The sequence below is a fragment of the Lacticaseibacillus yichunensis genome, from assembly GCF_003946405.1.
GTDB lineage: Bacteria > Bacillota > Bacilli > Lactobacillales > Lactobacillaceae > Lacticaseibacillus > Lacticaseibacillus yichunensis.
In genome coordinates this window covers 12,746-38,994 of record NZ_RHOG01000002.1, presented here as the reverse complement: position 1 = coordinate 38,994, position 26,249 = coordinate 12,746, and the positions used below count along the sequence as shown (strand labels likewise).

The following is a 26,249-nucleotide window of genomic DNA, read 5'->3' as shown; positions in this document are numbered from 1 at the left end:
CCGGCTGAGAATTCACGGGGCCATCCCGCGCGAAATCAGTCGCAAGCCGTAAGCTCAACGTGGTGGTGTTCGGTATAATAGATGGTAAAAAGGGGAGGTGTCGAGAGATGTCACATTGGCGCGTGTTTGGGCTACTTGAAGGCGGGCTCTTACTTTGGCTCGGTTTTCAGATCGTGACGAACCCACCGGCACTGATCGGCGTCGTGCTTGGCGCCTTATTGCTTGCGATCGGCGTGAAGCGCCATCGCTCGGCGGGGGTGTGGTGCACGATTGGCGGCATCACGCTGGCCGTTTCGGTCATGATCAATCCGGCGTTTTGGCTGGTGCTATTTGCGGCCCTGGTCGCGATCATCGCCTTGTCCAGCAAGCCAAGTGGCGAAACGACCGTCAAGAAGCCTTGGCAACAAAAACGCTTTGTCTCTGTTGAGACCAGGAATCCGTCCGCCAAAGCCGGTCAGGTGAAGCGGCACCCTTGGTTTGGCAATGAAACGATCGGCGCCGAGGTTTTTGAGTGGGATGACATCAATCTCACTGTTGGCATGGGTGACACCATCATCGACCTTGGCAACACGTTTTTGCCGGCCGGCGACAATGTGGTGGTCGTTCGCAAGGGGTTTGGGAAAACGCGTGTGCTCGTGCCAATCGGTGTCGGCGTGATGGTCGACCACTCTGCGATGCTGGGCACCCTGACAATCGATGACCAGGAGTTCCATATGCAAAACGAAACGGTCAAGCATTTCAGCAGCGATTATGATGACGCCACCCGCCGTGTTCATTTGATTCTCAACGTCTTGGTTGGGGATGTGGAGGTGTTGCGCGTATGAATTGGATCCGATTGGCTTGGCAATTTTTCATCGCGCTTATCTCGATCTTGCTACTGGAACTGTTTTTGATGCTGGCGGTTGCCAGTGGCCATCTCGATAAGATGTGGGCGCTACTTCAACAAACCACTTTTGGTGCGCCGCTTTTGACCTATGTGATCGCAGGCGCCCTGTTGATCGCGGTCTTGGTAGCGGCGACCAGTTATGGCCTGGCGCGTTACCAACACAATCAGTTGACCAAACGACTTTCCCAACTGGCGGCTGGCCAACTTGAGGCTCCTGTTTTTGCCCGGCAAGGTGAGGCCGAAACGGCGCTTGGCGGCGATGTTGCAAAGATGCTTGAAGCGTTGCGGCAAAAAATGATACGCTTACAGCGCGAGGTCGCTCGTTATTCGGCGTCGCCTGTTGTGATCGCCGGCGAAACGAAGGAAGAGATTCTGACTCAGGAACGCCATCGCTTAGCCCGTGAGCTGCATGATTCCGTTTCTCAACAGCTTTTTGCCGCGATGATGATGCTGTCGGCGTTGCGCTCGGTCGTGAATCAGAATACGCCGGAAGCGCCGGAGCTCAAACAGATCACGACCATTGAAGGCGTGATCAACGAGGCTCAAGCCGAGATGCGCGCGCTGCTTTTGCATTTGCGGCCGACGACGCTTGAGGGCAAGTCCCTGAAGCAGGGCATCATTGCACTTTTGCAGGAACTGCAGACGAAGATCCGCATTCAGATCAAATGGGAGCTCGCGGATGTCCATCTCTCCGCGGCCAGCGAGGACAATCTTTTTCGGATCGTGCAGGAGCTACTCAGTAACACCCTGCGCCACGCCAAGGCCAAAACACTGGAGGTCTATCTCAAGGACCTCGACACTAGCGTCGTGTTGCGTGTGGTCGATGACGGGGTGGGCTTTGATCCGGCCACCGAAAATACGACCGGCAGCTATGGCTTGTCGAATATCAAGGAACGTGCTGAAAGCCTCGGCGGAACGGCAAAGGTGATCAGTTTTCCAGACCAAGGGACCAGCGTGGAAGTGCGCGTCCCATTATCAAAGGAAGTAAGCAATGATTAAAGTATTGATCGTGGACGACCACGAAATGGTGCGCTTGGGCATCTCGACCTATCTCGGTGTGCAGCCAGACCTCACCGTGGCTGGCGAAGCCAAAGACGGACAAGAAGGCCTCGACATGGCCTTGGCATTGCGGCCCGATGTGATCTTGATGGACCTTGTGATGCCCAACATGGACGGCATCGAGGCCACCAAGCGTATTTTGGCGACATGGCCCGAGGCACGTATCATCATCCTCACCAGTTTTATCGATGATGAAAAAGTTTATCCCGCCCTTGAAGCCGGGGCGGCGAGCTACATATTGAAGACCGCAACGGCCGAAGAGATCGCCAGTGCGATCAGGCAGACCGCCAAAGGGGAATCGGTGCTCGAACCCCAGGTCACGACGAAAATGATGAACCGGCTGACGCAAAAACCAAAGCAGGAACTTTACGACGACCTGACCAACCGTGAGCGAGAAGTGCTGCAACTGATCGCCAAGGGCCGCTCCAACCAGGAGATCGCGGACGAGTTGTTCATCACGCTCAAAACCGTCAAGACCCATGTCTCAAACATCCTGGCCAAACTAGAAGTAGAAGACCGCACCCAAGCCGCGATCTACGCCTTCCAGCACGGAATAGTGGAAAAAGAATAGGGTGCGTAGGCCCGCGGGATGGCGGGGCAGGTAACTTGGCTCGGGTGCTTGAGGCGCACTTCGCCTCGAGCGCACGAGCCAGTTAGATGTCCCCGCCATGCGGGCCGAAGCCCAACTGAAATAGGGTGCTTCGGTGCGCGATTATGGGTGGGCAGTTAGCTTGGCCCTGGCGCTGGATGGCGCAGTTGGCCATCGAGTGCCGGGGCCAGCTAAATGTCCCACCCATGCGCACCGAAGCCCAACTGCAGGGTGCGCAAGCCCGTGATTTTGACGTCCCCGCTCTCCGCAACTTACAAGGAGGAATTCAAATGGCCATCACAATGACAGACGCCGCAAGCAAGTGGTTTCGCGACGAGCTCGCGTTGCCAGCTGGTGCAGGCATTCGCTTTTTTGGAAAAGTGTACGGCAAGACAAATGTGCATGATGGCTTTTCCGTTGGCATGACCCGAGACGACACGCCTGCAGAGGTCGTTGAAGACTTTCTTAAAGACGGGATCCATTATTATGTGACTGCCGGGGATGCCTGGTTTTTCAATGGTCTCGATATGGCGGTCGATTATGATGCGCACCGAGACGAGCCTGTCTATACGTTTACTGAGCAGGGATAAAAAAGAATCCTGTAAGCTCAGACACAAAAAGCGCTAAGCTATGAGGCCACCGAAATACTCGGAGGCGCGTGACCTAGCGCTTTTTTGATTCTCAATGAGAGGGCCGCACATGAGTCGGCCCGAGGTTGAGGCGTGGTGGGTCGCTCGAATCGTTTCGGATGATGTTGACAGTATTCGTCAACAACGGTATATTTTTGACGAGGTGATCGTTGATGGATCCATTGACACTGACAACAGAAGCGTTGGCGCAAGGGTACCACCAAGTTGGGGACCTCTGGGTGTGCCTTTATTGTTCGTACACCACGCCTTCTCGTGAGTCGATCACCGCGCATGTTCAGCAAGCCCACGGAGGAGCGGATCACGCGATATTAGCGACCACGGACAAATATAACACGCTCACAGCCACGCAGCAGACCTTGTTAGCCGCGTTTGCCGCAGGGGAGAGCGATGCACAGATCGCCGCAAAACTGCAGGTGAGCTTGGCGACGGTCCGGCACCAGCGCTTCACATTTCGGGAAAAGGCGAAACAAGCGCGGTTGTATCTCGCGCAATATCAGGCCGGGTTTGGCCAAGTCAAGCCGCAGCCGTGGTTGCCGATGCCACCGGGCGTTGAACGCCAAGATGCGCGCTTCAAGATCACGGCTGCTGAGTATCAGACCATCGTCGACAAATTCTTTGATGAAGAAAATGGTCGCTTGACGCTCACCCGGTTGCCGAAAGGACAGAAAAAAATCATTGCCGTGCTGTATCGGCTCAGGCAGGAATTTATTTTTGACCGGCAGTATTCGCGGACCGAAGTCGATCAGCTGCTTAACGCAATTTTTCCTGACCATACCACACTCAAACGCTACCTCGTCGACTATCAGTTTTTAGCACGGACGGCCGATGAGCGGACCTATTGGCGGATCTTTTAAGGAGACAAACATGAACGAAGACCGGAAAACAAAAATTCGCGACTATAAGCTGCAGCCGACCTATTATGGCGTGATTCAGCTCACGAATACCGTGACTCATAAGATCTATATCGATGCGGTGCCGAACACTAAAAATCGGTGGGGCTATTATCAGACAAACCTCAACAACCACGCCTATGGACAGACTGCCTTGCAGCGTGATTGGGATGAATATGGCGCGGATGCCTTTACTTATAAGGTATTGTGGGAAGAAAAGACTGACGATGTTGCCAATCTGCGCCATGCGGTCAAGCTGCTGAAAGAGGAATGGCTTGAGCGCCTGCAGCCTTTTGATGACCGCGGGTATAACACCCGGCCCAAAAGCCACTGAGGACAGCTTGCTGCACCGGCGCCGTGTTTGGTGCAGTTGCCAAATCTCCTGTGGCAGACGCGAAAAAAGCCAAGATACGCTGCACTCGGAAAACTCCGAGCGCAACGGTCTTGGCTTTTTTTAATTGACGCGATTTTATTCTGGGCGTATCGCGCCGCGGCTGTGGCGACCGCGCGGGGTCAGCCACCACCATAGCAGAATCAGCAGCAAGGCAACCAGTGTGACAATGAGGCCTACCCACAAATAAGGCGGGGTGTAGGTCATCGAGATGCGGTGCGTCCCGCGACTCAACTCGAGGGCCATGAACAGGCCAAGGACCTTGTGTGGCGTGACGGCCTGGCCATCGACCGTTACGTGCCAGCCTGGGCTCGTCGGAATGGTGGTCATCAGGACCTGATCTTTCTTAGTGATGGAAACGGTGCCCGAAAGATGGCGGGCGCCTGAGTCATCGATGCGCCACGGCGATTGTTTCAAAGTGGCAAGATCGGCCGTGACCTTACTTTGATTGAGGCGATAAAGGACGACACTACTGAAATTGGCGGTATCCTTATTCAGCGTGAAGACCAGCGTCTGTTTTTTGCCGATCTCGCCGGGGGTGATATTTAACAGCTCGCTATCGCGGAAGGTGTCATAAATTGGTACCGCCACCCCATTTTGCGTGAGCGAGACGAGGTTATCGGTAAAATCGGACCCGATCTTCAGGTAATACGGGTCGCTGCTGGTCGCCTCGAAGGTATAAGTCACGGTTGTTGTGCTGGCGATCTTCTTCTTGGAAACGATGCCAGCGCTCCAGGTGCCGCCCTTGATTGCCGGTTTCGCCAGATCGATCTTATCAAACAGCGTCTGGTAATCGCGGCCGGTCAGCGCGGCCATGATCATTTCCTGGTTTGTGACCGGCATGCCGTCGATCAATTTTGTTTTCAAGATCTTGTCGCTGGCCGCAAAGCCCAGTCCAAGCGCGTTGTCGTTTTCGTAGCCCGTCAGCCAGCGTGTCTGCCCGCGGCGCGTCTCGCGTTGAAGGTCCGGACGCGGGGACAGCGGCGGCAGGAAAGGACTTTCGCTGGTGGCGATCACATCGGTCCGGGGCGTCAGCCAGTAGCGGATGTCGAGCAACGCATCGGTGATCACGGTACCGTTGGTGTAGGCGGCAAAATTGTCCCCCGCGGATTGGCCTATGTTGCCAAAAAACTGCGGCACGCTGGGCTCAAACAGCGAGCTGAATTGGTCCGTGCCCCAGTAGCCGACCTGCATCGCATCGTTTTTTGTCCGTAAAACCGTCTTGCCGATGCGATCCGGGGTGGTGACGTTTAACTTGTCGACACCTTCGCGCAGGGCCTCGGTGTAGGTGTGATAGTCGCTGTGCGACACATAACTGATCTGGTTTAGGGAAAGCGCCATGTTACTGGTGCTTTCGCCCAGGATCAGTATCATGAATAAGAGCGGTGTCCATTTTCGCTGGTCGGCGCGCACCGACAGCAGGACGATGGCCGCGACGCTGAAAAGGAAAGTTGTTAGGACTTGTTGATCGGAGAGGTACGGGAATTGATCGACATTCAGCCAGACCACGCCGCACAGGGCAAGCACGACGGCCAGGCTGAGGGCCAGCTGCCACACATTGATGCCATCCGGTAAAAAGCGTAGCGCCCGCGCCGCCAGCAGGATCAGCCAGGCACAAACGACGAAGGAAAAGCGGTAGTTGTACCAAACGGGAAACTGCATGCCATGCCACAGGAGATCCAGCGGCTCAAACATCAACGACAGCGTCAGAATGCCTGTCCAAACCAGGGCTGTGAGCCGCTCCTGCCAGCGATTTTTGCCTAGGACAAAATACAAGACAAAGGCGATCACCACGAGGCTGCCGACGAACACATTCGGCTGGCCATTGGGCATTTGGTCAAAGTTGAAGCTGCCGGCGAAAAATTTGCCCAGCATTTTCCACGGCTGATACTCGAATTTCCAGTGAATGGTCTTGATCGTGTAGGTGCCCTTGCTTTGCGTCAGCTGAAACAGCGTCGGCAAAAGCAGCACCGCACTCGCCACGCCGGCCAGCAAACTTGCCCCAGCGAATCGCAGAAACTCCTTGACGCGCAATTGCCAGGCGCGTTTGCGGGCGCTGGCCGCCCAAAAGAAGTAACCGACGACGAATAGGCAGATCATGTAACCCATATAATAGTTGGCAACGATCGCGACGGTCAGCCAGAAAATGAACCGAAACGGGCGCCGCTCTTCGATGAGCCGCTCGACGCCATCCAGCACCAGCGGCAAGAAGACTGCACCGTCGAACCACATCAGGTTCAGTTGATTGGCGACCATCCAGCCGGACAGGGCATAGGCGAAGCCGAATGTGGCTGGCCACAGACTGCGCCAGCCGCGGCGGCGCAAGTAATAGGCCATGGTGAGGCCGGCCGCCCCATATTTGAGCAGGGTCATCACCGCGACGGCGAGATCCAGCATGGTTTTTGGAAAAAGCAATAGCACCAGATTGAACGGACTGGCGAGATAATATGCCCATGTGCCGAACATGTCGCCGCCAAGCGCGTTGTTGAAGGCGTAAAACAGCTGGCCGGGATGCCCGAGCAGTGTCTGGCGATAATAGCTGTAAAAATCAATATACTGCTGGCCCATATCCACGGTGAGGACGGAGCTATTGCCAAATGGCCACACCCCGCGCACGATGAAATACACGCCCATCACGAGGCATGGCAATAAAAAGGCAAGCAGTAAGATATGTCGTTCCCAGAAACGCTTCAGTCGCATGTTTTTCTCCCAACCTAAAGAAACCTTAAAAATGCCGCGACGTCGCGGCACAAAAACACCTTTTACTATACCATAGATGGCGAGCGCCTCGCTTTCGGGCGGGGTTTTTGCTACACTCGTGTTTAGAAACTGACCGTGACGCTGAGTAGGGGAGATCGCTTTTGAAATACATTCGGACACAAAAACCAAAACGCGTGAAGTCGCAGATTCCGCTGCGGCTGAACCTGCTCTTCTTTTTCGTCTTTTTGCTGTTGGCCGCCTTGGTCGCCCAGCTCGCCTACCTGCAGATCTTCAATGGCGAAAAATTCCGGACCGAAGTCGATCGCACCGACCAGACCCTGGTCACCGGCGCCGTGCCCCGCGGCTTGATTTTTGACAGCCAGGGCCGGCCGCTGGTCACCAATCAGGCCAACAATGCGATCACTTACACCAAGAGTATGGGCGTGACGGCCGCGTCGATGCGCGCCGTTGCCGATAAGCTGGTCACCTACATCACCGTCGACACCGATAACCTTCAGCCGCGCGACTACGCGGATTATTATCTGTCCGACAGCGATGCCTCAGACGCGGTCATTCAGAAGATTCCGGATGCGGCGACCAAATATAAAAATGATACAGGCAAGCTTTACACTGCCCAGACCGAGTATGTCGAAAAGCACATGCCGAACTTCACCGCCAAGCAAAAGCAAAGCGTGGCGCTGTACAAGATCATGAACGGGGCGACCTCGCTGACCACGGTTTATCTGAAAAATACGGGGTTGACCGAAAAGGAATTAGCGCTGGTCGGCGAGCATTTGACCGAAATGCCAGGCGTGAACTTGGGCACTGACTGGGAGCGTCATTATCCAAATGGGGCGTCCATGACCAGTATCATCGGGACTGTTTCCAGCGAAAAATCCGGCCTGCCATCCGATGGCCTGACCGGTTACCTCGCCAATGGCTATGCCCGCAATGATCGCGTTGGCATCAGCTACCTGGAAAAAGCCTACGAAAATGTCCTCAAAGGCGCCAAGAGCCGCACCCAAGTCGAGATCGGCAGCGACAATGAGATCATCAACTCGGTCCAGAAGTTCAAAGGCCAACAAGGCGCGAACCTCACCTTGACCATCGATTCGGCCTATCAACAAAAAGTCGAAGCAATTTTGAAAAAGACATTCGCCAGCGCCGTTTCCGACGGGGAAGCCGCGAATGCGGATGGTGCCTATGCCGTGGCGATGAACCCGAGCACCGGCGCGGTGTTGGCCATTGCCGGCGAAGCGCAAAACACGAAGTCGCACAAAGTTTCTGATGATGCCCTTGGCGTGTTGAACCGCGCGTTTGCGATGGGGTCGGCCGTCAAGCCCGCGATGATCCTCGGCGCGTTGCAGGATGGCGTCATTACCACCTCGGAAAATACGATCGCCGATACGCCGATCTATCTGCCGGCCACCCCAGTCAAAAAGTCCGTCTATCCAGTCGGCACCTTCAGCTCCCTGAATGCCGCCTCGGCACTGGAAGTCTCCTCCAACATCTACATGATGCATTTGGCAATGCGTGAAGCCAACGCGAAATATACCCCAAAGGTCTCCATGACCATGGACTCCGATATTTTTGACAAAATGCGACGGTATTTTGCCGAGTTCGGACTCGGCTTGACCACCGGCATCGACCTGCCTGGGGAGATCTCAGGGCTGCAAGGCGCCACCACTTTGAATGGTCAGCTGGCAGTCGGCTCGGCGCTGGACTTGTCTTACGGGAACTACGATACGTACACCCTGATGCAAATGGCGCAATACGTCTCGGCTGTGGCCAACAACGGCTACCGCATGAAACCCTACATCGTTCAGTCGATCAGCCAGACCGCCAACAACGGCAAAGCCACCGCGACGACAAATGTGACCACGCCGACGATCTTGGGCAAGATCCCCAATACCCAGGCCCAGATCGACCTCGTCAAGCAGGGAATGTGGCAGGTCGTCCACGGGACCAACGGTTGGACCACCGCGACCAGCTTGAACACCCTCAACCCAGGCGTGGCTGGCAAAACAGGGACCGCCCAGACCTTTACGCGGGCGGATCCGGAAGACAACACGTCCAAGCTGCTTGAGACCACGACCCTAAGCTTCGTCGGCTTTGCCCCGGCAACGGACCCACAGATCGCGATCGCCGTCGTCTTCCCTAACCTAGAAGCGGACACGGACGGCAACTACGCCCAAGTCGTCGCCAAGCAAATGTTCAGTGACTACTACAAAATGAACGACGTCAAGGAAGACAAAAATTACACCCCGCACCAAGTCAAATTGAAGAACTAACCAAAAAGGTCGCCAAAGCGGCCTTTTTGCGTGGAAGGGGGGGCGAACGTGAGGCAGAGGGGAAAGGCCAAATCGTGAGCTCTAAATGAAGGGTCAGAATAAGCAGCTGTTTCAGGATTCGGAGAGTGCGATTGAGAAACAGACTTACCAGCTTCGTCTATTACTTAATGGCAGCTGATGGAAGGCTGCATTGTATTGTGTGGTACATGACGGCGCACGCGTTATACTAGGCAGCCCTTCCAAAAAATGCTAAACTATTCTGTGAATGTCAGGCGTCAGCTTGGCAAGGGATACTATTTTTCTCGGTTTGAGTTTGCGGCGAGCAGCAGGTTCGCGCCTGTTGCTTTTTTGTCGAGATGCTGAAAGGAGCGGCTATGCAAAATACCCCACGGTGGGTCAGACGCCTTGATGGCACCCCATTTATCACATATGCGTTGCTTGCGGTCACGATCAGCGTGTTCGCGCTTGAGACACTGGCAGGTGGCAGCGAGTCGGTCACGGTTCTGATTCGATTCGGGGCCCGCTACAACACGGCGATCTGGATGGGGGAATGGTGGCGGTTCATCACGCCGATCTTTCTTCATATTGGCCTGACCCATATTTTGATGAATGGGCTCACACTGTATTTTCTGGGGGTCCTGTGCGAGCAAGTCTTCGGCCATTGGCGCTTCCTCACGATCTACCTGGTTTCCGGCATTGCGGGGAACGTGGCGAGCTTCGTGTTTAACCCTGATGTGGTCTCAGCCGGGGCCAGCACGGCATTGTTCGGGTTGATGGGTGCCTTTTTGCTACTGGGCGATACATTTCGCCATCAGCCGCAAGTTGGCGCCGTCGCCCGGCAGTTTGCGGTGTTCGCTGCGATCAACTTGATCTTCAACCTGTTTTCTTCCTCGGTTGATATTTATGGACATATTGGTGGGTTGATCGGCGGGTTTTTGATCGCTGGCTTGCTCGGGGCCCCTAACATTGGGGAAATGCCACGCTGGCGTCAAGTGATCTCCGGTGTTTTTCTCATCGGCGTGCTTGGCTTCCTGCTTCACTTCGGCTACACGCAGGCGCTGCTATGAGGACCTACTATGACGTGCTCCAGCTACTGAAACGCTACGGGACCTATATCCACGTGGGCGAGCGGCTGTGGGACATTGAGCTGGCTGCGGTGGAAGTGGACCGTTTGCATAAGCTCCAGCTGATCGACGATAAGACGTACGCGACTGCGAAGATCGTGTTGCGCCACGAACATGAACAAGAAGAAAAACATCCCTTAAATACAACCACACGGAGGCAAGAGAATGACTGACAAGAAGCTGATCGGTGTCGATCTTGGGGGCACCACCGCTAAATTTGCGATCTTGACGGCGGATGGTGAGATCCAGCAGCGCTGGAGCATCGATACCAACATTCTGGATGATGGCAGCCACATCATCCCGGATATCATCGACTCACTGAAGGACCACATGAAACTGTACAACATGGATGCATCCGATTTTCTGGGCATCGGCATGGGGTCTCCTGGCACGGTCGATCTCGAACAGGGCACGGTCATTGGCGCCTATAACCTGAACTGGAAAACGCTGCAGTTTCCGAAGCGCGACATTGAAGCCGCAACGGGCATTCCATTTGCCATCGACAACGACGTCAATGTGGCGGCGCTTGGCGAGCAGTGGAAGGGTGCCGGCGACAAGTCGAAAAACGTGACCCTGGTCGCCCTGGGTACCGGGATCGGCGGCGGCATTGTCGCAGATGGCCTCTTGCTTCACGGCACCGCTGGCTCGGCTGGTGAGATCGGCCATGTGACCGTCGATCCAAATGGCTATCTGTGCACCTGCGGGAAAAAAGGCTGCCTTGAGACCGTGGCCAGTGCCACTGGTGTCGTTCGTGTGGCGCGTGACATGGCGGAAGAATTTGCCGGCGATTCCCAGCTGAAGCAGATTCTCGACAATGGCGACGAGATCTCCAGCAAGATCGTGTTCGATTGCGCGAAGACCGGCGACAAGCTGGCCCTGATGATCGTCGACAAAGTGTGCTATTACCTCGGCCTCGCGCTCGGCAACCTGGGCAACATGCTCAACCCTGAGTACATTTTAATTGGCGGCGGCGTCTCTGCGGCTGGCGACTTCCTGTTGACGCGTGTGCAGAGCTACTTTGAACAGTTCACCTTCCCGAATGTCCGTAACACGACGCACATTCGCCTGGCGACCTTGGGTAACACAGCTGGCGTGATCGGCGCGGCCAGCCTGGCATTGAAGTAAGGGGCGATCATTTGAACGACATCACTGGATTTTTACTCACCCTGGTCGGCGTTTTCCTGATCGTTTGGGCCGCCAACTGGTTTTATATCCGCATTCGCAAAAATCGCTTGAAGTCCGTCGGCGGTGAGCTCACCCCGGAAGAATTCGAAGCGGGCATGCGCAAGGCGACGATCGCCGACCTGCGTGAAAAAAAGGACTTCGACGCCGGTCATATTCTCGGCGCCCGGAGCCTGCCTGCCAGCACGATCAAGCAGTGGATGAGCGAGTTGCGCAAGGACCTGCCAGTTTATCTCTATGATCTGACCGGCACCGGTTCCGTCAGTGCGGCTTACCGCTTGAAAAAAGCTGGATTCACCCAGATCTATCTGCTCAAGGGCGGCTACAACGCCTGGTCGGGCAAGACCAAGAAGAAAAAAGGGCTCGAAGACAAGAAATAGGTCTGCGGCCATATCGACAAAAATCCGGGTCGTCGCACGAGTTTACTGTGCCGGCCCGGATTTTTTATGCTTGACCGGGTGGGGGCCGAGCTTCAATTTAGCTTCGATGACGAGACAAAAAAAGCCAGCATCGCGGCTGGCATGAATAGGTTAGCCTTGGTGAGCAGCGTGCTGCTTGCGGTTGGCTTTTTTGCGGTTAGTGTTGATCTCGTCGACTTTATCTTCCACAGGTTCGATATAAGACTTCTTGAAGGCGATCAAACTGCCTGCAACGGCGCTGGCCGTCATCAAAGTGCCAAGAAGAAAACCACCAAAAAATTTGTGCTTCATGAAAATCCCTCCATTCTGCTGAACTTTATCGCTAGGTTCATTATACTAGAAGCTGGTGATGAAATGAATAAAACTGCCTTAAAACCCAAGATCATTCTCATCGGCGGTCCGACTGCCGTGGGAAAAAGCGCGCTGGCGGTGAAACTCGCGCAACAGTTCAACGGCGAAGTGATCAATGGCGACGCCTATCAGATCTATCGCGGCATGGATATTGGCACCGCCAAAGTGACCCCGGCGGAAATGGATGGCGTGCCCCATCATCTCATCGATATCATCGATCCGGGGACGCCATTCACCGCGGCTCAGTTTCAGACACGTGCCGGCGCGGTGATCCAGGCGCTGGTGGCCCGGGGGAAACTGCCGATCGTGGTCGGCGGCACCGGGTTTTACCTGAATGCTTTGGCGAAGGGGCTCCCTTTAGGTGTCGCGGCGACGACTCCGGCCCGGCAGCGGTGGGAAGCCCAACTGGCGGTGCATGGTCAAGACTGGCTCCACGACCAGCTTACGGCTCGGGATCCTGATGCAGCCGCCAAGATTCCGGCTGCCAACTCCCGACGCGTGGTGCGGGCGCTGGAGGTGATCGAGCAGACCGGCCAACTATTTTCCGCCCAATCGCCGCCAACAGAGCCTTACCAGAGTCTGGTGATCGGCCTGACCACCGACCGGGCGCTGCTTTATCAGCGCATTGATCAGCGCGTGGATCAGATGATGCAGGAGGGCCTTCTTCAGGAAGTGGCCGGCTTGCTTGCAATGGTGTCGCCGGATGCGCAGGCATTTAAGGCAATCGGCTACAAGGAGCTTGTGCCGGTGCTTCAGGCGCAGGCGCCACTTGCGCCGGCTGTTGCGCTGATCAAGCAGCATTCGCGCAATTATGCAAAACGGCAATTGACGTATTTTCGCAATCAGATGCCGACCAACTGGTTTGACCTGCTTCAAACGCCAACTGCGCTTGAGGCGATCGATCAGCTTGTCGCGTCGTTTATCAAAGGAGAACAAAATGGCTTGGCAAGATAAGTATGACCCAAAGTTAATGGCGCTGGTCGATGCGGTCGATGAAAAGATCGCGCCGCAATTGGCAACGATCGATGCCCAGATCTTGACCAATCAGGCGAAGGTCTTGGCCAGTTTTCAGGCGCATCACGTGGCCGAAAGTGACCTGTCCGGCACCACTGGCTATGGCAACAATGATGAGGGTCGCGATAAGCTCGAGGCGATTTTTGCCGATGTCTTGGGCGGCGAGGATGCCTTAGTGCGGCCGCAATTCGTGTCGGGGACGCATGCGATTGGGACTGCGCTCCTTGGCCTGACCCGCCCTGGCGATGAGATTCTCTACATCACGGGCGAGCCGTATGATACCTTGCAGGAAGTGCTGGGCATGGCTGGCAACGGTATCGGAAGCGCCAAGGAATACGGCATCACCAGCGATTTTGTCCCATTGCTGGAAAATGGCGAGGCAGATCTTGATGCGATCAAGGCGCGCATTCGCCCTGAGACGAAGGTCGTTGCGATTCAGCGCTCGCGCGGGTATGCGACGCGACCATCCTTCACCATCGCGAAGATCGCCGAAATGATCAAGGCGGTGCGCGGTGTGGCCCCGGATGTGTGGATCTTCACGGATAACGCGTACGGCGAATTTTCCGAGACTCAGGAGCCGCTGGATGTCGGCGCGGATCTGATGGCAGGCTCTTTGATCAAAAATGGTGGCGGCGGCATGGCCAAAACAGGTGGCTATATCGTTGGCCGCAAAAATCTGGTCGAGCGCGTTTCGTATCGCTTCACGGTGCCGGGCATCGGCGCGGATGAAGGGGCGACGCTCGATATTTTGCGCGACATGTATCAGGGCTTCTTCATCGCACCGCAGACCACGGGCAATGCGATCAAAGGGGCGATTTTTGAAGCCGCGTTGCTTGAGGCGCTGGGCCTTGATGTCAGTCCAAAATGGAACGAGCCCCGCACGGATCTGATTCAGACTGTCAACTTCGGCAATCCAGACGACATGGTGGCATTCGCTGAGGCCCTGCAGGCAAATTCGCCGATCGATTCGTTTGTGACGCCGATTCCTGAAGTGATGGCCGGGTACGAAGATGAGGTCATCATGGCAGGGGGCTCGTTTGTCTCCGGCGCAACGATCGAATTTTCAGGCGATGGGCCGCTCCGTGAGCCGTACACCCTGTATCTGCAAGGTGGGCTCACTTATGCGCATGTCAAGCTTGGCATCATTGGCGCGGCGCAGGCGACATTTTTCAACTAGCATCGGGAAAGTGTCGGCTGCGGCCGGCCTTTTTTCGTGGCGTCATTTTTTGCCCGAATGTCAGATAAGCTGACATCATTGGTTGACACGCGGCGGGCTCGTTTGTTAGTCTGACACCATACAGGAGGCGAGCCCATGGCAGAGGTGGTCGATCTGCGCAGTCGCGCGGTGCTTCCGATCGGCACCGTCATGACGTTGACGGCACTGTCGGCGCGCCAAATCAGGTATTATGAAAAACAGGGCCTGGTTCATCCCCAGCGCACCGCCGGCAATCACCGGATGTATGCGCTCAATGATGTCGATGCGCTTATCGATATCAAGGACCAGTTGGCAAGTGGGCTCAGTCTAGACGACATCAAACGGCTGCGCAAGCCGCGCCAGCCTGTCAACGAGACCAGCGACGCCGCGGTGCGGCAGGCGTTGCGGGCAGAGCTACTTAATCAAAGTCGCATGAACCAAAATCCCAGTGGCCCTAGTGTCAGTCAGGGATTTGGGTTTCGGCCGTAGTCGACGTACGCATGGCGCGAGTCGCCTTGCGGAAAGGAAACAATCCATGGCAAGAAAAACGATCACCGCAGATGATATTCGGACCAGCGTCAAAGAGGAGAACGTTCAGTTTTTGCGCCTGATGTTCACCGATATCAATGGCATCATCAAAAACGTTGAAGTGCCTGTTTCCCAGCTGGAAAAAGTGCTGGCGAACAAGATGGCCTTCGACGGTTCCTCGATCGACGGATTTGTCCGCATCGAGGAAAGTGATATGTTGCTGTTTCCGGATTTCAACACCTGGCTGCTTTTCCCGTGGGAGAATGATCACGGCAAGGTCGCACGGCTGATCTGCAGTGTTCACCGCATGGACGGCACGCCATTTGAAGGCGATCCGCGTAACAATTTGGTCCGCGTGATTCAGGACATGAAAGATGACGGCTATTCGGCCTTCAACATCGGCCCAGAGCCAGAGTTTTTCTTGTTCAAGCTGGACGAAAACGGCGAGCCATCGATGCAGCTGAATGACAAGGGGTCCTATTTTGATTTTGCCCCGCTTGACATGGGTGAAAATTGCCGGCGTGATATTGTCCTTGAGCTGGAAAAAATGGGCTTTGAGGTCGAGGCTTCACATCACGAAGTTGCGCCTGGCCAGCATGAGATCGATTTTCGCTACACCGATGCGCTCGATGCCGCCGATCACATTCAAACCTTTAAGTTGGTCGTGAAAACGATCGCCCGCAAGCATGGGCTGTACGCGACCTTCATGCCAAAGCCGCTGCACGGCATCAACGGGTCGGGGATGCATATCAACATGTCGCTCTTCAAAGGGGAGAAGAACTTCTTCTACGATCCAGAGACGGACACCCAATTGTCTGACAGCGCGATGCATTTCCTCGCTGGCCTGCTGGCTCACGCACGGGCACTCACCGCAATCAACAATCCCACGGTCAACTCGTATAAGCGCTTGGTCCCAGGCTTCGAGGCACCCGTTTACATCGCTTGGTCCGGCACCAATCGCAGCCCGCTGATTCGGGTGCCACTTGCCCGCGGGTTAGGGACGCGCCTTGAATTGCGCAGCGTCGATCCGACCGCCAATCCGTATCTTGCCATCGCCGCGATTCTCGAGGCAGGACTTGACGGTATTGAAAATAAGTTGACGCCGGAAGAGGCCGTCGATCGCAACATTTACCGGATGCAAGACTCCGAGCGGAAAGCCAACCACATCCAGGATCTGCCATCGACCTTGCACAACGCGATCAAGGCGCTGGAAGATGATCCGGTGGTCAAGGCCGCACTTGGCCCGCATTTGTATCAGAGCTTCAAGGACTCCAAAGACTTGGAGTGGGCCGCATACCGGCAAAGTGTTTCGGAATGGGAACGCGATCAGTATCTGGAATTGTATTGATCACACCGGTCACGCGCGGACTGTGAAGTGCCTCATGCCTTCCCAAAAGCCGCAGTCACGCGGACTAATAGTTAGGTAGATAAAAATCGGGTCAGAACTTCGTCGTGAAGTTTTGACCCGATTTTTGATTCCGGTTCGTCAATGTGCCCAAAAAGCGGGCGATTTTTTGGGCATGTTTAGATTTTTTGCCGATTCTCACTTTTTTGAAAAAAGATCAGAATCGAAAATGAATATTTTGAGGCCATGTACGACAAACACACCGGTCGAAGTGCCTTTTGGGGCATTGCCAGTGTGTTTGCGTGATTTTAGATTAGGATACTGGAGGCGCCTTGCTTGTGGGGCTTGGCGCGATCAGATTTCAACGGCGACAGCGTGATCAAGGCTCGATGCTTGCTGCCGGACAACGGTGATACTGGTAAAGCTGGTAGAACGATGGAACTGTGGAACTGACCCACTCCCCTAATTTATGACACCACTGACTCGGATGCCCTTCATAGCAGCCACTCTAGGTTTGCGTACGGTATCCCCCGCACTGGGTCCGCCTGCCTCGGGGGAAACCGTTCCGTGTGGCCACACCAGAAGCCCCTTCTGCTGTCGATTAATATAGCACCTTGTAAACGATGCTGTCAACTTTTTTATTACACAATAAAAACGCTCGCATCGCTATGATGTGGGCGTTTTGAACGTGTCCTGTCAGGATCTGAAAAAATTATTTTAAATAACTTTTCAACCGCTCGATTTGGACCGTGATATCACGCTGAGGTGCGTGCTACTTTCAGAGAAGATGGGTGTCTCACTCGTGAAGGCAGGGGCAATCAATTTTCGTCAGACCGTAACGGGAGGCGAAGAGTGCTGGCCTCCAGATCGAGGTGGTAATTCGTGATCGTGGTTGGGCGCTGCGTCTGTGCCATGTCGGCGCCGTGAATGATCAGCGCGAGGTGCCGGTCTTTTGGCAGGCGATAATGGGTCGGCTGAAGCTCGAACTCGACAGTGAACGGTTTGCCCGGCTCGATCTGCTGAATCTCATACGCGTTCGTCGGATTTTGCGCGTTGACGTGGCCAAACGTGATCAGCTTGCTGGCGGTCTCGGTGCCTTCGCCAAATTCGACGATTCGATCGGCTTTGAAATCGTAGCCGAGCTGGTAACCGCTGGCCTCAATGACGCTGGCATTTGGGGTGAACCGTTTGGCGTCGCCGACATCGACTAACCGGGCAGAAATAATTGCCGTTGGTTGGTCGATCCAAAGTCGAAGCGATAATGTTGGAATGCCTTCCAAGGTGACCTCGTCGGCGAAAGCAGGCAGATCCAGCCACAACCGAACATCGTCGTACAGACTGTTTTTCCCTGGGCGAACGATCTCCGCTTCAAAATCATCGGAGGTCTGATGATGGGCGGTGAAGATCGCAGTTGCGTTATCGACGAAGCTGGCACCCCGGCCCGTTGCCTGATCGAGGGTCAGCGACTGGACTGAATGGTCGGTCGCAGGCGCCCCAAAATTGCTGTAATGATGCCAGGTCTGCGGGGTCACATTATCCTGCACGGTCACATCGGGAATCACATCTTTGGCTCCATTTTGCACACCGAGCAGTTCATAGGACAGCCAGAGGTTCATCTGGTCGGTGAAATCCAGTGACAAGACATTGTTGAGGTAGACATGCTGGCCTTGATGCAAAAATAGTTTGTGGGCGATCGGCAGATCCTGCAGTCCTTGCCATAACTTGATCACATTTTTCGGCTTGACGTTCCAGTCGTTGAGACCATGAACGGACACAACATCGCAGGTGATGTTGGCTAAGTTGTTGCGGTAGTTGCGGGCATCCCACCAGGCGTTGTAATCACCCGTGGTGCGGTCCTGGCCGGCTGCAATCTCGGCCAGTGCCTGGTCCCACTGCGGCTTGACGCGGAGAAAATCGCCGGTGCGTTTTTGCCGGGAATAGGTGTCAACGGCTAAAACGTCGGCATCTTCGCCTTGGAAGCCGCCTGGGGCAACGACCAACCCGTTTTCCCGATAGTAATCGTACCAGCTCGAGATCGCCGATTCGGAGATGATCGTCTTCAGTCCTTTGACGCCACTGGTGGCCGCCGCAATGGACAAGGTGCCCAAGTACGATTTCCCGGTCATGGCGACGTTGCCGTTGCACCACCAAGCTTTGATCGCGGTGTGGCCATCGCGGGTGGTGAAGGCAGGGCGCTTGCCAGTCAACCATTCGATCACCGCGACGGCACTGGCTGTCTCTGCCGGGTCGCCCGTCGTCCGCAATCCATCAGAGCCGCGAGTCCCGACGCCGGCCGAATACACGGTGGCAAAGCCGCGACTGAGGAAAAAGTCGTTGAGCGAATAGATTCCTTGCTCATCGGCATAGACTTCGGCGGTCGTGCTGGTCTGCTCGATCGCTTTATGGGGCAGTGCCATCGGTTCGGCAGGCGTTGCGGTCACCTCGGCTTTGGTGTGGCTGACGGTTTTCACGGCCAAATGCGGATCCGGCACATGGGTAATTGCCTTGACCGCTTCATCGTTGGTGCCATGGAAGTAGGGATTGGCGGTGAACAGCACCGGCATTTTCACCCCTTGATCTGTCGCGGCTGGCCGGAAGATCGTGGTCTCCAGCAGGTCACGTTGACCATCGTGATCCGTGTCGAGGTCCGATTCGACCCAGACGACTTCGCGCACCAGTTTGCGCGGATCGAAAACAGCCTGCGCCTTGCCATTGAAGAAGAGATAGGTCGGCGTTTCCTTACCATCTTGGTAATGGGCAAAAAAGCCGCGGTTGGCGAGGTCATCCAGATAATTGACCAAATGCTTCGTGCGTGTCGTCAGCAGGAGATACAGCGCCTGCAAAAAATCGGCGCTTGTGGCGATCGATGCAACTGCCGGCAATTGGGTCGCAGTCATGAAGCTGGCTGGATCGCTCAGCTGATAGTCGGTGAATGGTTCAAACCCAAGCAGCTGCAGGGCCGCGGCATAAAAAGTCGTGACGTTCAGCCATTGCATCGGAGCCTCGACCAGGTCGCGCAGCGTGTGCGTGTCGTCGATCGCAATATTGGCGAGCGCTTCTTGTTTTGCGGCATCGCTGTAAGCTTCGGGGAAAAGAAGTGGCAGGTCTGCCTGAACCAGTGTGGTCAGGTCTTCAGCTGGATCTGCAATAAAGCCCAGCGCTTTAAGTTCGGTGTATTGAGTCGTCGCGTCTGGCGTCAGCCGGGCGATTTGATTGAGTTTCACATTGAGGCCTCATTTCATTTTTAGTCTAATGCCAGTGTAGCCATCCGGCAGGCGAGTCGCAAGGCGCTTCATTGACACGTTTGGCCCGCTTTCCTATAATAAACAGGTTCAACACGTGCCAGTAGCTCAGTTGGATAGAGCAATGGTCTTCTAAACCATCGGTCCCGGGTTCGAATCCCGGCTGGCGCATTTTTACCGGAAACAGCGAAAAGCAGCGATAGTAAAAGCCCGGTTTAACGGGCTTTTTGTATGCGCGAAAAGCGGCGAAAAGAAGCGAAAAGAAGCTCGTCTGGTTACCGTCTGGTTACGGATGTTGTTTTTCCAGAGTGGTAACCGGACGCAGACCGGACGGCCAGCTGGGCGAACAAAACCCGGCAAAACGGGTTTTCAATTTTCTTTAACAAATTTCACTTGCATTTAGTTAGAAGAAAGCCTATCATCATTTTCAACACCAAATAAACAAACGACATGATTATCGTTCCAATTAGCTTAATAGAACTTGGGTTATTTAACAAAAATTGTTTTTGCTTCTGACCATTCTTAACCAAATTGAAAGGGATACCAATTGACACGACGCTGTTGAACGCGTAGAATCATGGTATCGCTACCGAACGACCATTCATGTGTTATCGAATGGAGGTAATATTTATGAAATACCGTATTCAACTTGATACGAAGACACAGCTGTTCATCGCGATCGATCCCGCAGACCAGAACCACAAGGGGACCGGTGCAACCATCGAACAGGCTGTTGCACAGCTGCAACGCTGATCAAAGACGCTGGCCTCGAGCTGGCGTTTTTTGATTCTCGCTCAATTGATACAATCAGTCCCGGTGCTGTGCTATACTTAAGGCCTTGGCAGGGGCGGGGTCCGAAGTTGTTTTCGGGCCTTTTCTTGACTACAACGAACGTAGGTGACACACATGGATAAGCGACTGGCAAAAAAATTATTGAAGCAACAGGCATCAAAGGTTCAATATTTCTATGGGACTTTTACCGATGGCAGCACAGTCGAGCTACCAGTGCGGACGAAGCCTGGTAACACAAAGGCTTACGACGACCTGATGACGAAGATTCGCACGAAGACTGGGTCATTGACCGCCGGCGAAGGCCATAAGTTTGAATTTCGCGACCTCGTGCATTATGAATTCAGTGATACTCGCCGATAAACGGTTCGAAAAAAGGGCACCGAGGAATTTTTCCTCGGTGCCCTTGCTTATTAACGGTGATGAAGCCAGTAGCGCAGGCCATACATGACAGCCACAAGTGCGGCCTGCCATGCTAGCAGGAGCCATGCCAGATCATCGGCGTCAAACAATTTACGACTGATGGTGGCCAGCGTGATCATCACCAGGGCCGTTAAGATCAGATTGAGTGGGAATTTCAGGCGGGCAACGATCGCCACAACGAGGCCTCCCGCCAGGATAAAGATCAAACTATCGACAAGCATGCGGCCACCTCCGCGTTTCAGTATACTTGACCACTTTGTGCGGGACAAGCCGCGAGACGCCGCAGACGTCATTTTCGCGAGACTTATTTTACCGCTTTTGCGCAAAGATGCGCTATACTCCAAACGGAGGGCGATTATGGGAGTCGAACGAAATGATACGCGCTACAGAAAATCGCGCGAAAAGCTGGTCAACGCGCTGTTTGAGTTGCTTGAAAAAGGCGCTGACGTGAATACGTTATCCGTGGCCGAGTTGGTTGCCCAGGCGCATGTCACCCGGACAACTTTTTACCTGCATTACGAAGACCGCGCCGACTTTTATGATAGCGTGCTTCACATGATGGTCGACGACCTATATCGCGCGGCGATCACGGAGGGCTATTCCGTCAACGGCAATTCCTTCCCGGTGCTTGATCTGACGGCCGCATTCGGGTTTGTCGCGGCGCATGCCAAAGAATATCACTACCTATTAAAAGACGGCCAGCGTCTTTTTGACCGCAAGTTGTTGTCAAATCTGTATGCGGCGGTCGAGCGCTACTGCGAAGTCACCGGCGTGCCGCCCCGCATCAGTGAGGTGCCGATCGACCTGATTATCGAATATGAGGTCATGGCGATCGTGGGCACGGCGGCGCATTGGCTGGAGGAAGGGATGATCTACTCCCCGCGCTACGTGGCCAAGACGCTGGCGATGTTGTGCCAAGGCGGTGCCCAAACGGCGACCTTGGCTGATTTTTTCGTTGCGCGCTAAAGACTGGGCTAAATCGAGAATCTTGGGAAGGGTGTAGGCAAAAATTGGTTCAAGCACCCAAGCCAAACTAGCTACTCGACCATCCCGCGGGCCTCCACACCCGACAGTTGGGTTCCGACCCGTATAGTTGGGTTCCGGCGAGCGGGGGTGGGGCATCTAATTGGCTCATGCGCTCGAGGCAAGGGGCGCCTCAAGCACCCGAGCCAAATTAGCTACCCACCCCTAGACGCTCGCCTCCACACCCTTTTTCTTTTCCTATGTCTTGCACGGGGCCCTGTGCTCTGGTACAATTGCAACGTTGTATTTGTCACCCCTCATCTGCAACCGCACGCAGACAGGTATCAAAGCCTAGCACCTGTTGCGGCGAGTATTCAGGGGATTAGCCTAAGGGCATATAGGAGGTGCACAAGATGTACGCAATCATCAAAACTGGCGGCAAGCAGTACAAAGCCGAAGTTGGCCAAGCCATCTATGTTGAAAAACTGGATGTCGCAGAGGGTGAAACGGTCACGTTTGACCAAGTCATTCTGGTCGGCGGCGAAGGCTCAGCTAAGATCGGCACACCAACGATCGATGGCGCGACGGTAACTGGCAAGGTGGACAAGCAAGGGCGTGAAAAGAAGGTCGTGACCTTCAAATACAAGCCTAAGAAGCATAGCCATCAGAAAAAAGGTCATCGTCAACCCTACACGAAAGTGACGATCGACGCGATCAATGCCTGATTTCAACTAGGAGGGCGCCATGATCAAAGCACGTTTTGACCGCGATGCAAGCGGTGATATCGCGCATTTTCTCATCACTGGCCATGCCGATTCTGGCGACTACGGACACGACATTGTTTGTGCCGCAGTTTCCGCAGTAAGCATTGGCGCAGTGAACGGCATCGAATCCTTAGCTGGGTTTGAACCGGATGTACAGGCGGATGAAGTCAACGGCGGACATCTCGACGTGGCTTTTGCCAAAACTGTCTCCGGGGAGCAGCACCATATCGCGCAGCTCTTGCTTGAGAATCTGCTCTTGTCACTGCAAAGCATTGCCGAACAGTACGGCGATTATGTCACGATCACGACAAGAAATTCGTAATCTGAATTCGGAGGTGTACTGATATGTTAAAGATGAACTTGCAATTCTTCTCCCATCATAAGGGGGGCGGCTCGACCTCTAACGGCCGTAACTCAGCCGGTCGGCGTCTTGGTAGCAAGCGCGCAGATGGTCAGTTCGTGAAAGCCGGAAACATCTTGTACCGCCAGCGCGGCACGAAGATCCATCCGGGTACGAACGTCGGCCGCGGCGGCGATGATACCTTGTTTGCAACGGCAGATGGCGTCGTTAAATTCGAACGCCTTGGCCGCGACAAAAAGCAGGTATCTGTTTATCCAGTTGCAAAAGCTGAATAATCGCGATGCGCTCCGGAGACGGAGCGTTTTTTTTATTCAGAGTGGCCGGTCCTCGTCGCGGGTGTGCGGCGGCAGGCCACTGGGCTGAAAAGAGGCAATCGTCATGACAAGATTGGAAAAATTGCAGACAAAATTGGCCGCGACGCAGATCGATGCGCTGCTGGTCACAGATCCGGTGAATGTGTCCTACCTGACTGGCTTTACAGGCGACGAAAGCGCCTTGCTGGTCGCCAAAGATCATAGTTGGTTCATCACCGACTCACGGTTCACGGAGCAGGTCAAAGCCCAGGTGACCAACAGTGAGCTGGTCCTGCAGCAGCATGGTCTCGCCGCAAATGCCGGTGAGCTTGCAACCACGCACGGCCTTGGCCAAATCGGTTTTGAAAGTGAGACCATGACTTACGCCGAATTCGCGAAGCTGCCAAAAGCGACTGAGTGGGTTCCGACGACCAATATGGTGGCCGAGTTGCGCGAGGTCAAGGATGATGAGGAGCTGGCGCTGATCAAGCGGGCGATCGCGATCGCCGAAGCCGGCTATGATCATGTGGTGGCGACGATTCAGCCGGGCATGACCGAACTTGAAGTGGCGACGGACCTCGACTTTTTCATGCGGCAACAAAACGCAAGCGGCACGTCATTTGAGACCATTGTGGCCAGTGGGGCGCGCTCCGCAATGCCACATGGGGCCGCAACGACGAAAATGATCGAGCAGGGCGATGTCGTGACGCTGGACTGGGGTGCGGTGTATCATGGTTATGTGTCAGATATCACCCGCACGTTTGCAGTCGGTGAACCCGATCCGAAAATTCGTGAGATCTATCGGGTCGTTAATGCGGCCAATCAGAAAGTCAAGGCGTTGATGGCACCTGGCGTGACTGGCGCGGCGATCAATGCACTTGCCCACGGTTTCATCGATGAGGCGGGGTACGGTCAGTATTTTGGCCACGGCACCGGCCATGGCATCGGGCTGTCGATTCACGAAGGCCCTGGTGCATGGGGACCGTACCGCGATGTGCCGCAAGCAATTGGCAATGTTGAAACAAACGAACCAGGTATTTATCTGCCGGAAGTCGGCGGGGTGCGCATCGAAGATGATCTGTTGATCACCGCAACAGGCGCCACGCAATTGACCCGTGAGGCGCCGGCAGAAATTCCCGTTGTCGCCGTGCGATAACGCAGGAAAAGGAGGCGTTTTTTGTGCCAGAAACAATGAGACTAGGCAACGCGTTGAGCGGACGGCGACAACTTGCGCCGCCATGGTTGGATTGATATAGTATTATTAAGCTTAGTGACGAAAGTGGAGGATCCGGATGATTTCTGTTAACGATTTTAAAAACGGCTTGACCATTGAGGTCGATGGCGACCTGTGGCGCATTGTCGAGTTCCAGCATGTGAAGCCAGGCAAGGGCTCAGCCTTTGTCCGTTCCACACTGAAGAACTTGCGGACCGGTGCGGTGCAGGAAAAAACGTTCCGTTCGACTGAAAAGGTCGGAAAAGCGCAGATCGACACCAAGACGATGCAGTACCTGTACGCCGATGGGGATTCTTATGTCTTCATGGATACAGACACTTACGAGCAGCTGACCTTGCCAGGCGATGAGATCCGCGATGAGCTGAAGTTCATCAAGGAGAACATGGAGGTCAAGATCATGATGCACGGTAGCGAGACGCTCGGCGTTGACCTGCCGAATGTTGTGGATCTTGAAGTCGTTGACACGGAACCCGGAATCCGCGGGAATACCTCGTCAGGCGGTTCAAAGCCTGCGACGATGGAGACTGGACTTGTGGTTCAGGTCCCGTTTTTCATCAACAAAGGTGATAAGCTAACGATTAACACGCAAGATGGCAGCTACATCTCGCGGTCAAACAGCTAACTCGCGGCAGTCGCCATGGCTGCCGACAAATAATGGAGGCTTTTCAATGGCTGAAGAGACGAATATCGTACTTGCAAACCGGACCGATGCTCAGGGGACCATTGAGATCGTGCCGGAAGTGCTTGAAGTGATCTTGGGCATCGCAGCGGTCTCGATCGATGGCGTGTACCAAATGCGCGGCTCACTGGCCAGCACGGTCAATGCTTGGTTTGGCCGGACCAATCACGGCAAAGGCGTCGATCTGACCGTTGAAGACGGCCGCCTGACTGCCGATGTCTATGTGTATCTGGACTATGGGGTTTCCGTGCCCAAGGTCGCATTGAAGATGCAGGAGACGCTGCGCGAGCAATTGCTCTACATGACGGATCTCACGCTTGATGAGGTCAACGTACATGTGTTGGGTGTGGTTCCGGAAAAAGCGGAACAGCTTGACCCAACCGAGCTGTTCGCCGACGACGACAATAGTGAGGACAGCGAGGCATGACGACGGAACAAACAATGTCGAGGCACGAGATGCGGGAAGCGGCCTTTCAGGTGCTTTTCGCCGGCGCCGGCACCACGGAAACGGACCGGGCCCTTGTGTATCAAGAAGTCTTGCCGGAAGATGTTCAGCCGCCTGTTTATTTGACCGGGTTGGTCGATGGCGTGCTCGCGAATCAAGACGCACTGGATACGGCAATCACCAGCAAGCTCAAGGCAGGCTGGCAACTCAGCCGGCTGGCAAAAGCCGATCTGATCGCGCTGCGTCTCGGGCTTTACGAGATTCAGTTCGAGCCAGACCTGCCTGACAAAGTTGCGGTCAATGAGGCAATCGAGTTGACGAAGCGCTACAGCGACGAGCAGGCTGCAAAATTCGTGAACGGCATCTTAGGACATTTTGTCGCACACGCGAACGCGTGATCAAGAAGCCGGCTCAAAGTGAGGACTTTGGCCGGCTTTTCGTA

Annotated in this window: 29 protein-coding genes and 1 tRNA gene; 26 read left to right on the top strand and 4 right to left on the bottom strand. The window is 54.8% G+C overall.

The window, feature by feature from the left end; genetic code table 11:
- Positions 1-107 precede the first annotated feature (107 nt).
- The 6 genes from liaF (at position 108) to EKM95_RS01190 (ending at position 4,408) form a co-directional block, all read left to right on the top strand.
- The gene (gene liaF / locus EKM95_RS01215) at positions 108-824 is read left to right on the top strand and encodes a cell wall-active antibiotics response protein LiaF (RefSeq protein ID WP_125696007.1); all 717 of its coding nucleotides are present in this window, start codon (positions 108-110) and stop codon (positions 822-824) included.
- On the top strand, positions 821-1,885 hold the full coding sequence (locus EKM95_RS01210; protein ID WP_225423106.1) for a sensor histidine kinase: 1,065 nt from the start codon (positions 821-823) through the stop codon (positions 1,883-1,885). The genes liaF and EKM95_RS01210 overlap by 4 nt, the downstream gene beginning before the upstream one ends.
- Complete coding sequence (locus EKM95_RS01205) at positions 1,878-2,516, top strand: response regulator (protein WP_125696006.1); 639 nt, start codon at positions 1,878-1,880, stop codon at positions 2,514-2,516. The genes EKM95_RS01210 and EKM95_RS01205 overlap by 8 nt, the downstream gene beginning before the upstream one ends.
- 308 nt (positions 2,517-2,824) lie before the next feature.
- A complete protein-coding gene (locus EKM95_RS01200) occupies positions 2,825-3,124 on the top strand; it encodes a HesB/YadR/YfhF family protein (RefSeq protein ID WP_125696005.1) in 300 nt (99 codons plus the stop codon).
- Between the two features lie 212 nt (positions 3,125-3,336).
- Complete coding sequence (locus EKM95_RS01195; protein WP_125696004.1) at positions 3,337-4,038, top strand: DUF2087 domain-containing protein; 702 nt, start codon at positions 3,337-3,339, stop codon at positions 4,036-4,038.
- A 10-nt stretch (positions 4,039-4,048) separates the two neighbouring features.
- Complete coding sequence (locus EKM95_RS01190; protein WP_125696003.1) at positions 4,049-4,408, top strand: GIY-YIG nuclease family protein; 360 nt, start codon at positions 4,049-4,051, stop codon at positions 4,406-4,408.
- Positions 4,409-4,543: 135 nt separating this feature from the next.
- On the opposite strand, the gene EKM95_RS01185 is transcribed toward EKM95_RS01190, so the two are convergent.
- Positions 4,544-7,165: a YfhO family protein gene (locus EKM95_RS01185; RefSeq protein WP_125696002.1), complete on the bottom strand. Its 2,622-nt coding sequence runs from the start codon at positions 7,163-7,165 to the stop codon at positions 4,544-4,546.
- Between the two features lie 161 nt (positions 7,166-7,326).
- Between EKM95_RS01185 and EKM95_RS01180 the strand changes: the two genes are divergently transcribed.
- The 5 genes from EKM95_RS01180 (at position 7,327) to EKM95_RS01160 (ending at position 12,142) form a co-directional block, all read left to right on the top strand.
- Positions 7,327-9,456, top strand: coding sequence for a peptidoglycan D,D-transpeptidase FtsI family protein (locus EKM95_RS01180; RefSeq protein ID WP_125696001.1), 2,130 nt, complete (start codon positions 7,327-7,329; stop codon positions 9,454-9,456).
- A gap of 374 nt (positions 9,457-9,830) precedes the next feature.
- Complete coding sequence (locus EKM95_RS01175; RefSeq protein WP_125696000.1) at positions 9,831-10,523, top strand: rhomboid family intramembrane serine protease; 693 nt, start codon at positions 9,831-9,833, stop codon at positions 10,521-10,523.
- Positions 10,520-10,753: a YqgQ family protein gene (locus EKM95_RS01170; protein ID WP_125695999.1), complete on the top strand. Its 234-nt coding sequence runs from the start codon at positions 10,520-10,522 to the stop codon at positions 10,751-10,753. The genes EKM95_RS01175 and EKM95_RS01170 overlap by 4 nt, the downstream gene beginning before the upstream one ends.
- Entirely contained in the window at positions 10,746-11,705 is a 960-nt protein-coding gene (locus EKM95_RS01165; protein ID WP_125695998.1) for an ROK family glucokinase, read from the top strand. The genes EKM95_RS01170 and EKM95_RS01165 overlap by 8 nt, the downstream gene beginning before the upstream one ends.
- Before the next feature lie 20 nt (positions 11,706-11,725).
- A complete protein-coding gene (locus tag EKM95_RS01160; RefSeq protein ID WP_125696091.1) occupies positions 11,726-12,142 on the top strand; it encodes a rhodanese-like domain-containing protein in 417 nt (138 codons plus the stop codon).
- 150 nt (positions 12,143-12,292) lie between these two features.
- Here EKM95_RS01160 and EKM95_RS01155 read toward each other — a convergent pair whose 3' ends face one another.
- Positions 12,293-12,472 carry a DUF3042 family protein gene (locus EKM95_RS01155; RefSeq protein WP_125695997.1) on the bottom strand — a complete coding sequence of 60 codons (180 nt, stop codon included), beginning with the start codon at positions 12,470-12,472 and terminating at the stop codon, positions 12,293-12,295.
- 63 nt (positions 12,473-12,535) lie between these two features.
- Between EKM95_RS01155 and miaA the strand changes: the two genes are divergently transcribed.
- The 4 genes from miaA to glnA all read left to right on the top strand — a co-directional run bounded on the left by miaA (position 12,536) and on the right by glnA (position 16,617).
- Entirely contained in the window at positions 12,536-13,486 is a 951-nt protein-coding gene (gene miaA, locus EKM95_RS01150; RefSeq protein ID WP_125695996.1) for a tRNA (adenosine(37)-N6)-dimethylallyltransferase MiaA, read from the top strand.
- Positions 13,470-14,723, top strand: coding sequence for a methionine gamma-lyase family protein (locus EKM95_RS01145; RefSeq protein ID WP_125695995.1), 1,254 nt, complete (start codon positions 13,470-13,472; stop codon positions 14,721-14,723). Before miaA ends, EKM95_RS01145 begins: the two co-directional genes overlap by 17 nt.
- Before the next feature lie 135 nt (positions 14,724-14,858).
- Entirely contained in the window at positions 14,859-15,230 is a 372-nt protein-coding gene (locus EKM95_RS01140; RefSeq protein WP_125695994.1) for a MerR family transcriptional regulator, read from the top strand.
- A 46-nt stretch (positions 15,231-15,276) separates the two neighbouring features.
- Positions 15,277-16,617 carry a type I glutamate--ammonia ligase gene (gene glnA, locus EKM95_RS01135; RefSeq protein WP_125695993.1) on the top strand — a complete coding sequence of 447 codons (1,341 nt, stop codon included), beginning with the start codon at positions 15,277-15,279 and terminating at the stop codon, positions 16,615-16,617.
- Positions 16,618-17,432: 815 nt separating this feature from the next.
- Here glnA and EKM95_RS01130 read toward each other — a convergent pair.
- Positions 17,433-19,838 carry a Xaa-Pro dipeptidyl-peptidase gene (locus tag EKM95_RS01130; RefSeq protein WP_125695992.1) on the bottom strand — a complete coding sequence of 802 codons (2,406 nt, stop codon included), beginning with the start codon at positions 19,836-19,838 and terminating at the stop codon, positions 17,433-17,435.
- A 115-nt stretch (positions 19,839-19,953) separates the two neighbouring features.
- Between EKM95_RS01130 and EKM95_RS01125 the strand changes: the two genes are divergently transcribed.
- The 3 genes from EKM95_RS01125 to EKM95_RS01120 all read left to right on the top strand — a co-directional run bounded on the left by EKM95_RS01125 (position 19,954) and on the right by EKM95_RS01120 (position 21,008).
- Positions 19,954-20,027 (top strand) — tRNA-Arg (locus tag EKM95_RS01125).
- A 459-nt stretch (positions 20,028-20,486) separates the two neighbouring features.
- Positions 20,487-20,609 (top strand): hypothetical protein, encoded by a 123-nt coding sequence (locus EKM95_RS11910; protein ID WP_263852812.1) that lies wholly within the window; start codon positions 20,487-20,489, stop codon positions 20,607-20,609.
- Between the two features lie 153 nt (positions 20,610-20,762).
- Positions 20,763-21,008, top strand: a complete 246-nt coding sequence (locus EKM95_RS01120) for a hypothetical protein (RefSeq protein ID WP_125695991.1) — start codon at positions 20,763-20,765, stop codon at positions 21,006-21,008.
- Between the two features lie 50 nt (positions 21,009-21,058).
- Here the strand turns inward: EKM95_RS01120 and EKM95_RS01115 are convergent, their stop codons facing one another.
- Positions 21,059-21,289: a hypothetical protein gene (locus EKM95_RS01115; protein WP_125695990.1), complete on the bottom strand. Its 231-nt coding sequence runs from the start codon at positions 21,287-21,289 to the stop codon at positions 21,059-21,061.
- 136 nt (positions 21,290-21,425) lie between these two features.
- Between EKM95_RS01115 and EKM95_RS01110 the strand changes: the two genes are divergently transcribed.
- The 8 genes from EKM95_RS01110 to nusB all read left to right on the top strand — a co-directional run bounded on the left by EKM95_RS01110 (position 21,426) and on the right by nusB (position 26,205).
- On the top strand, positions 21,426-22,034 hold the full coding sequence (locus tag EKM95_RS01110) for a TetR/AcrR family transcriptional regulator (RefSeq protein ID WP_125695989.1): 609 nt from the start codon (positions 21,426-21,428) through the stop codon (positions 22,032-22,034).
- Positions 22,035-22,444: 410 nt separating this feature from the next.
- On the top strand, positions 22,445-22,756 hold the full coding sequence (gene rplU, locus EKM95_RS01105) for a 50S ribosomal protein L21 (protein ID WP_125695988.1): 312 nt from the start codon (positions 22,445-22,447) through the stop codon (positions 22,754-22,756).
- Between the two features lie 19 nt (positions 22,757-22,775).
- Positions 22,776-23,117 carry a ribosomal-processing cysteine protease Prp gene (locus EKM95_RS01100; RefSeq protein ID WP_125695987.1) on the top strand — a complete coding sequence of 114 codons (342 nt, stop codon included), beginning with the start codon at positions 22,776-22,778 and terminating at the stop codon, positions 23,115-23,117.
- Between the two features lie 23 nt (positions 23,118-23,140).
- Positions 23,141-23,431, top strand: coding sequence for a 50S ribosomal protein L27 (gene rpmA / locus EKM95_RS01095; protein ID WP_125695986.1), 291 nt, complete (start codon positions 23,141-23,143; stop codon positions 23,429-23,431).
- 103 nt (positions 23,432-23,534) lie between these two features.
- A complete protein-coding gene (locus EKM95_RS01090; protein WP_125695985.1) occupies positions 23,535-24,605 on the top strand; it encodes a M24 family metallopeptidase in 1,071 nt (356 codons plus the stop codon).
- A 136-nt stretch (positions 24,606-24,741) separates the two neighbouring features.
- Positions 24,742-25,305, top strand: a complete 564-nt coding sequence (gene efp / locus EKM95_RS01085; protein WP_125695984.1) for an elongation factor P — start codon at positions 24,742-24,744, stop codon at positions 25,303-25,305.
- A 46-nt stretch (positions 25,306-25,351) separates the two neighbouring features.
- Positions 25,352-25,789, top strand: coding sequence for an Asp23/Gls24 family envelope stress response protein (locus EKM95_RS01080; RefSeq protein ID WP_125695983.1), 438 nt, complete (start codon positions 25,352-25,354; stop codon positions 25,787-25,789).
- On the top strand, positions 25,786-26,205 hold the full coding sequence (nusB, locus tag EKM95_RS01075) for a transcription antitermination factor NusB (RefSeq protein WP_125695982.1): 420 nt from the start codon (positions 25,786-25,788) through the stop codon (positions 26,203-26,205). Before EKM95_RS01080 ends, nusB begins: the two co-directional genes overlap by 4 nt.
- Positions 26,206-26,249: the final 44 nt, after the last annotated feature.

What these genes read in the sequence shown, in the direction of transcription:
- liaF (WP_125696007.1), top strand. Translation starts at nt 108, where the DNA reads ATGTCACATTGGCGCGTGTTTGGGCTACTTGAAGGCGGGCTCTTACTT.
- EKM95_RS01210 (WP_225423106.1), top strand. Translation starts at nt 821, where the DNA reads ATGAATTGGATCCGATTGGCTTGGCAATTTTTCATCGCGCTTATCTCG.
- EKM95_RS01205 (WP_125696006.1), top strand. Translation starts at nt 1,878, where the DNA reads ATGATTAAAGTATTGATCGTGGACGACCACGAAATGGTGCGCTTGGGC.
- EKM95_RS01200 (WP_125696005.1), top strand. Translation starts at nt 2,825, where the DNA reads ATGGCCATCACAATGACAGACGCCGCAAGCAAGTGGTTTCGCGACGAG.
- EKM95_RS01195 (WP_125696004.1), top strand. Translation starts at nt 3,337, where the DNA reads ATGGATCCATTGACACTGACAACAGAAGCGTTGGCGCAAGGGTACCAC.
- EKM95_RS01190 (WP_125696003.1), top strand. Translation starts at nt 4,049, where the DNA reads ATGAACGAAGACCGGAAAACAAAAATTCGCGACTATAAGCTGCAGCCG.
- EKM95_RS01185 (WP_125696002.1), bottom strand. Translation starts at nt 7,165, where the DNA reads ATGCGACTGAAGCGTTTCTGGGAACGACATATCTTACTGCTTGCCTTT.
- EKM95_RS01175 (WP_125696000.1), top strand. Translation starts at nt 9,831, where the DNA reads ATGCAAAATACCCCACGGTGGGTCAGACGCCTTGATGGCACCCCATTT.
- EKM95_RS01170 (WP_125695999.1), top strand. Translation starts at nt 10,520, where the DNA reads ATGAGGACCTACTATGACGTGCTCCAGCTACTGAAACGCTACGGGACC.
- EKM95_RS01165 (WP_125695998.1), top strand. Translation starts at nt 10,746, where the DNA reads ATGACTGACAAGAAGCTGATCGGTGTCGATCTTGGGGGCACCACCGCT.
- EKM95_RS01155 (WP_125695997.1), bottom strand. Translation starts at nt 12,472, where the DNA reads ATGAAGCACAAATTTTTTGGTGGTTTTCTTCTTGGCACTTTGATGACG.
- miaA (WP_125695996.1), top strand. Translation starts at nt 12,536, where the DNA reads ATGAATAAAACTGCCTTAAAACCCAAGATCATTCTCATCGGCGGTCCG.
- EKM95_RS01145 (WP_125695995.1), top strand. Translation starts at nt 13,470, where the DNA reads ATGGCTTGGCAAGATAAGTATGACCCAAAGTTAATGGCGCTGGTCGAT.
- EKM95_RS01140 (WP_125695994.1), top strand. Translation starts at nt 14,859, where the DNA reads ATGGCAGAGGTGGTCGATCTGCGCAGTCGCGCGGTGCTTCCGATCGGC.
- glnA (WP_125695993.1), top strand. Translation starts at nt 15,277, where the DNA reads ATGGCAAGAAAAACGATCACCGCAGATGATATTCGGACCAGCGTCAAA.
- EKM95_RS11910 (WP_263852812.1), top strand. Translation starts at nt 20,487, where the DNA reads ATGAAATACCGTATTCAACTTGATACGAAGACACAGCTGTTCATCGCG.
- EKM95_RS01120 (WP_125695991.1), top strand. Translation starts at nt 20,763, where the DNA reads ATGGATAAGCGACTGGCAAAAAAATTATTGAAGCAACAGGCATCAAAG.
- EKM95_RS01115 (WP_125695990.1), bottom strand. Translation starts at nt 21,289, where the DNA reads ATGCTTGTCGATAGTTTGATCTTTATCCTGGCGGGAGGCCTCGTTGTG.
- EKM95_RS01110 (WP_125695989.1), top strand. Translation starts at nt 21,426, where the DNA reads ATGGGAGTCGAACGAAATGATACGCGCTACAGAAAATCGCGCGAAAAG.
- rplU (WP_125695988.1), top strand. Translation starts at nt 22,445, where the DNA reads ATGTACGCAATCATCAAAACTGGCGGCAAGCAGTACAAAGCCGAAGTT.
- EKM95_RS01100 (WP_125695987.1), top strand. Translation starts at nt 22,776, where the DNA reads ATGATCAAAGCACGTTTTGACCGCGATGCAAGCGGTGATATCGCGCAT.
- rpmA (WP_125695986.1), top strand. Translation starts at nt 23,141, where the DNA reads ATGTTAAAGATGAACTTGCAATTCTTCTCCCATCATAAGGGGGGCGGC.
- EKM95_RS01090 (WP_125695985.1), top strand. Translation starts at nt 23,535, where the DNA reads ATGACAAGATTGGAAAAATTGCAGACAAAATTGGCCGCGACGCAGATC.
- efp (WP_125695984.1), top strand. Translation starts at nt 24,742, where the DNA reads ATGATTTCTGTTAACGATTTTAAAAACGGCTTGACCATTGAGGTCGAT.
- EKM95_RS01080 (WP_125695983.1), top strand. Translation starts at nt 25,352, where the DNA reads ATGGCTGAAGAGACGAATATCGTACTTGCAAACCGGACCGATGCTCAG.
- nusB (WP_125695982.1), top strand. Translation starts at nt 25,786, where the DNA reads ATGACGACGGAACAAACAATGTCGAGGCACGAGATGCGGGAAGCGGCC.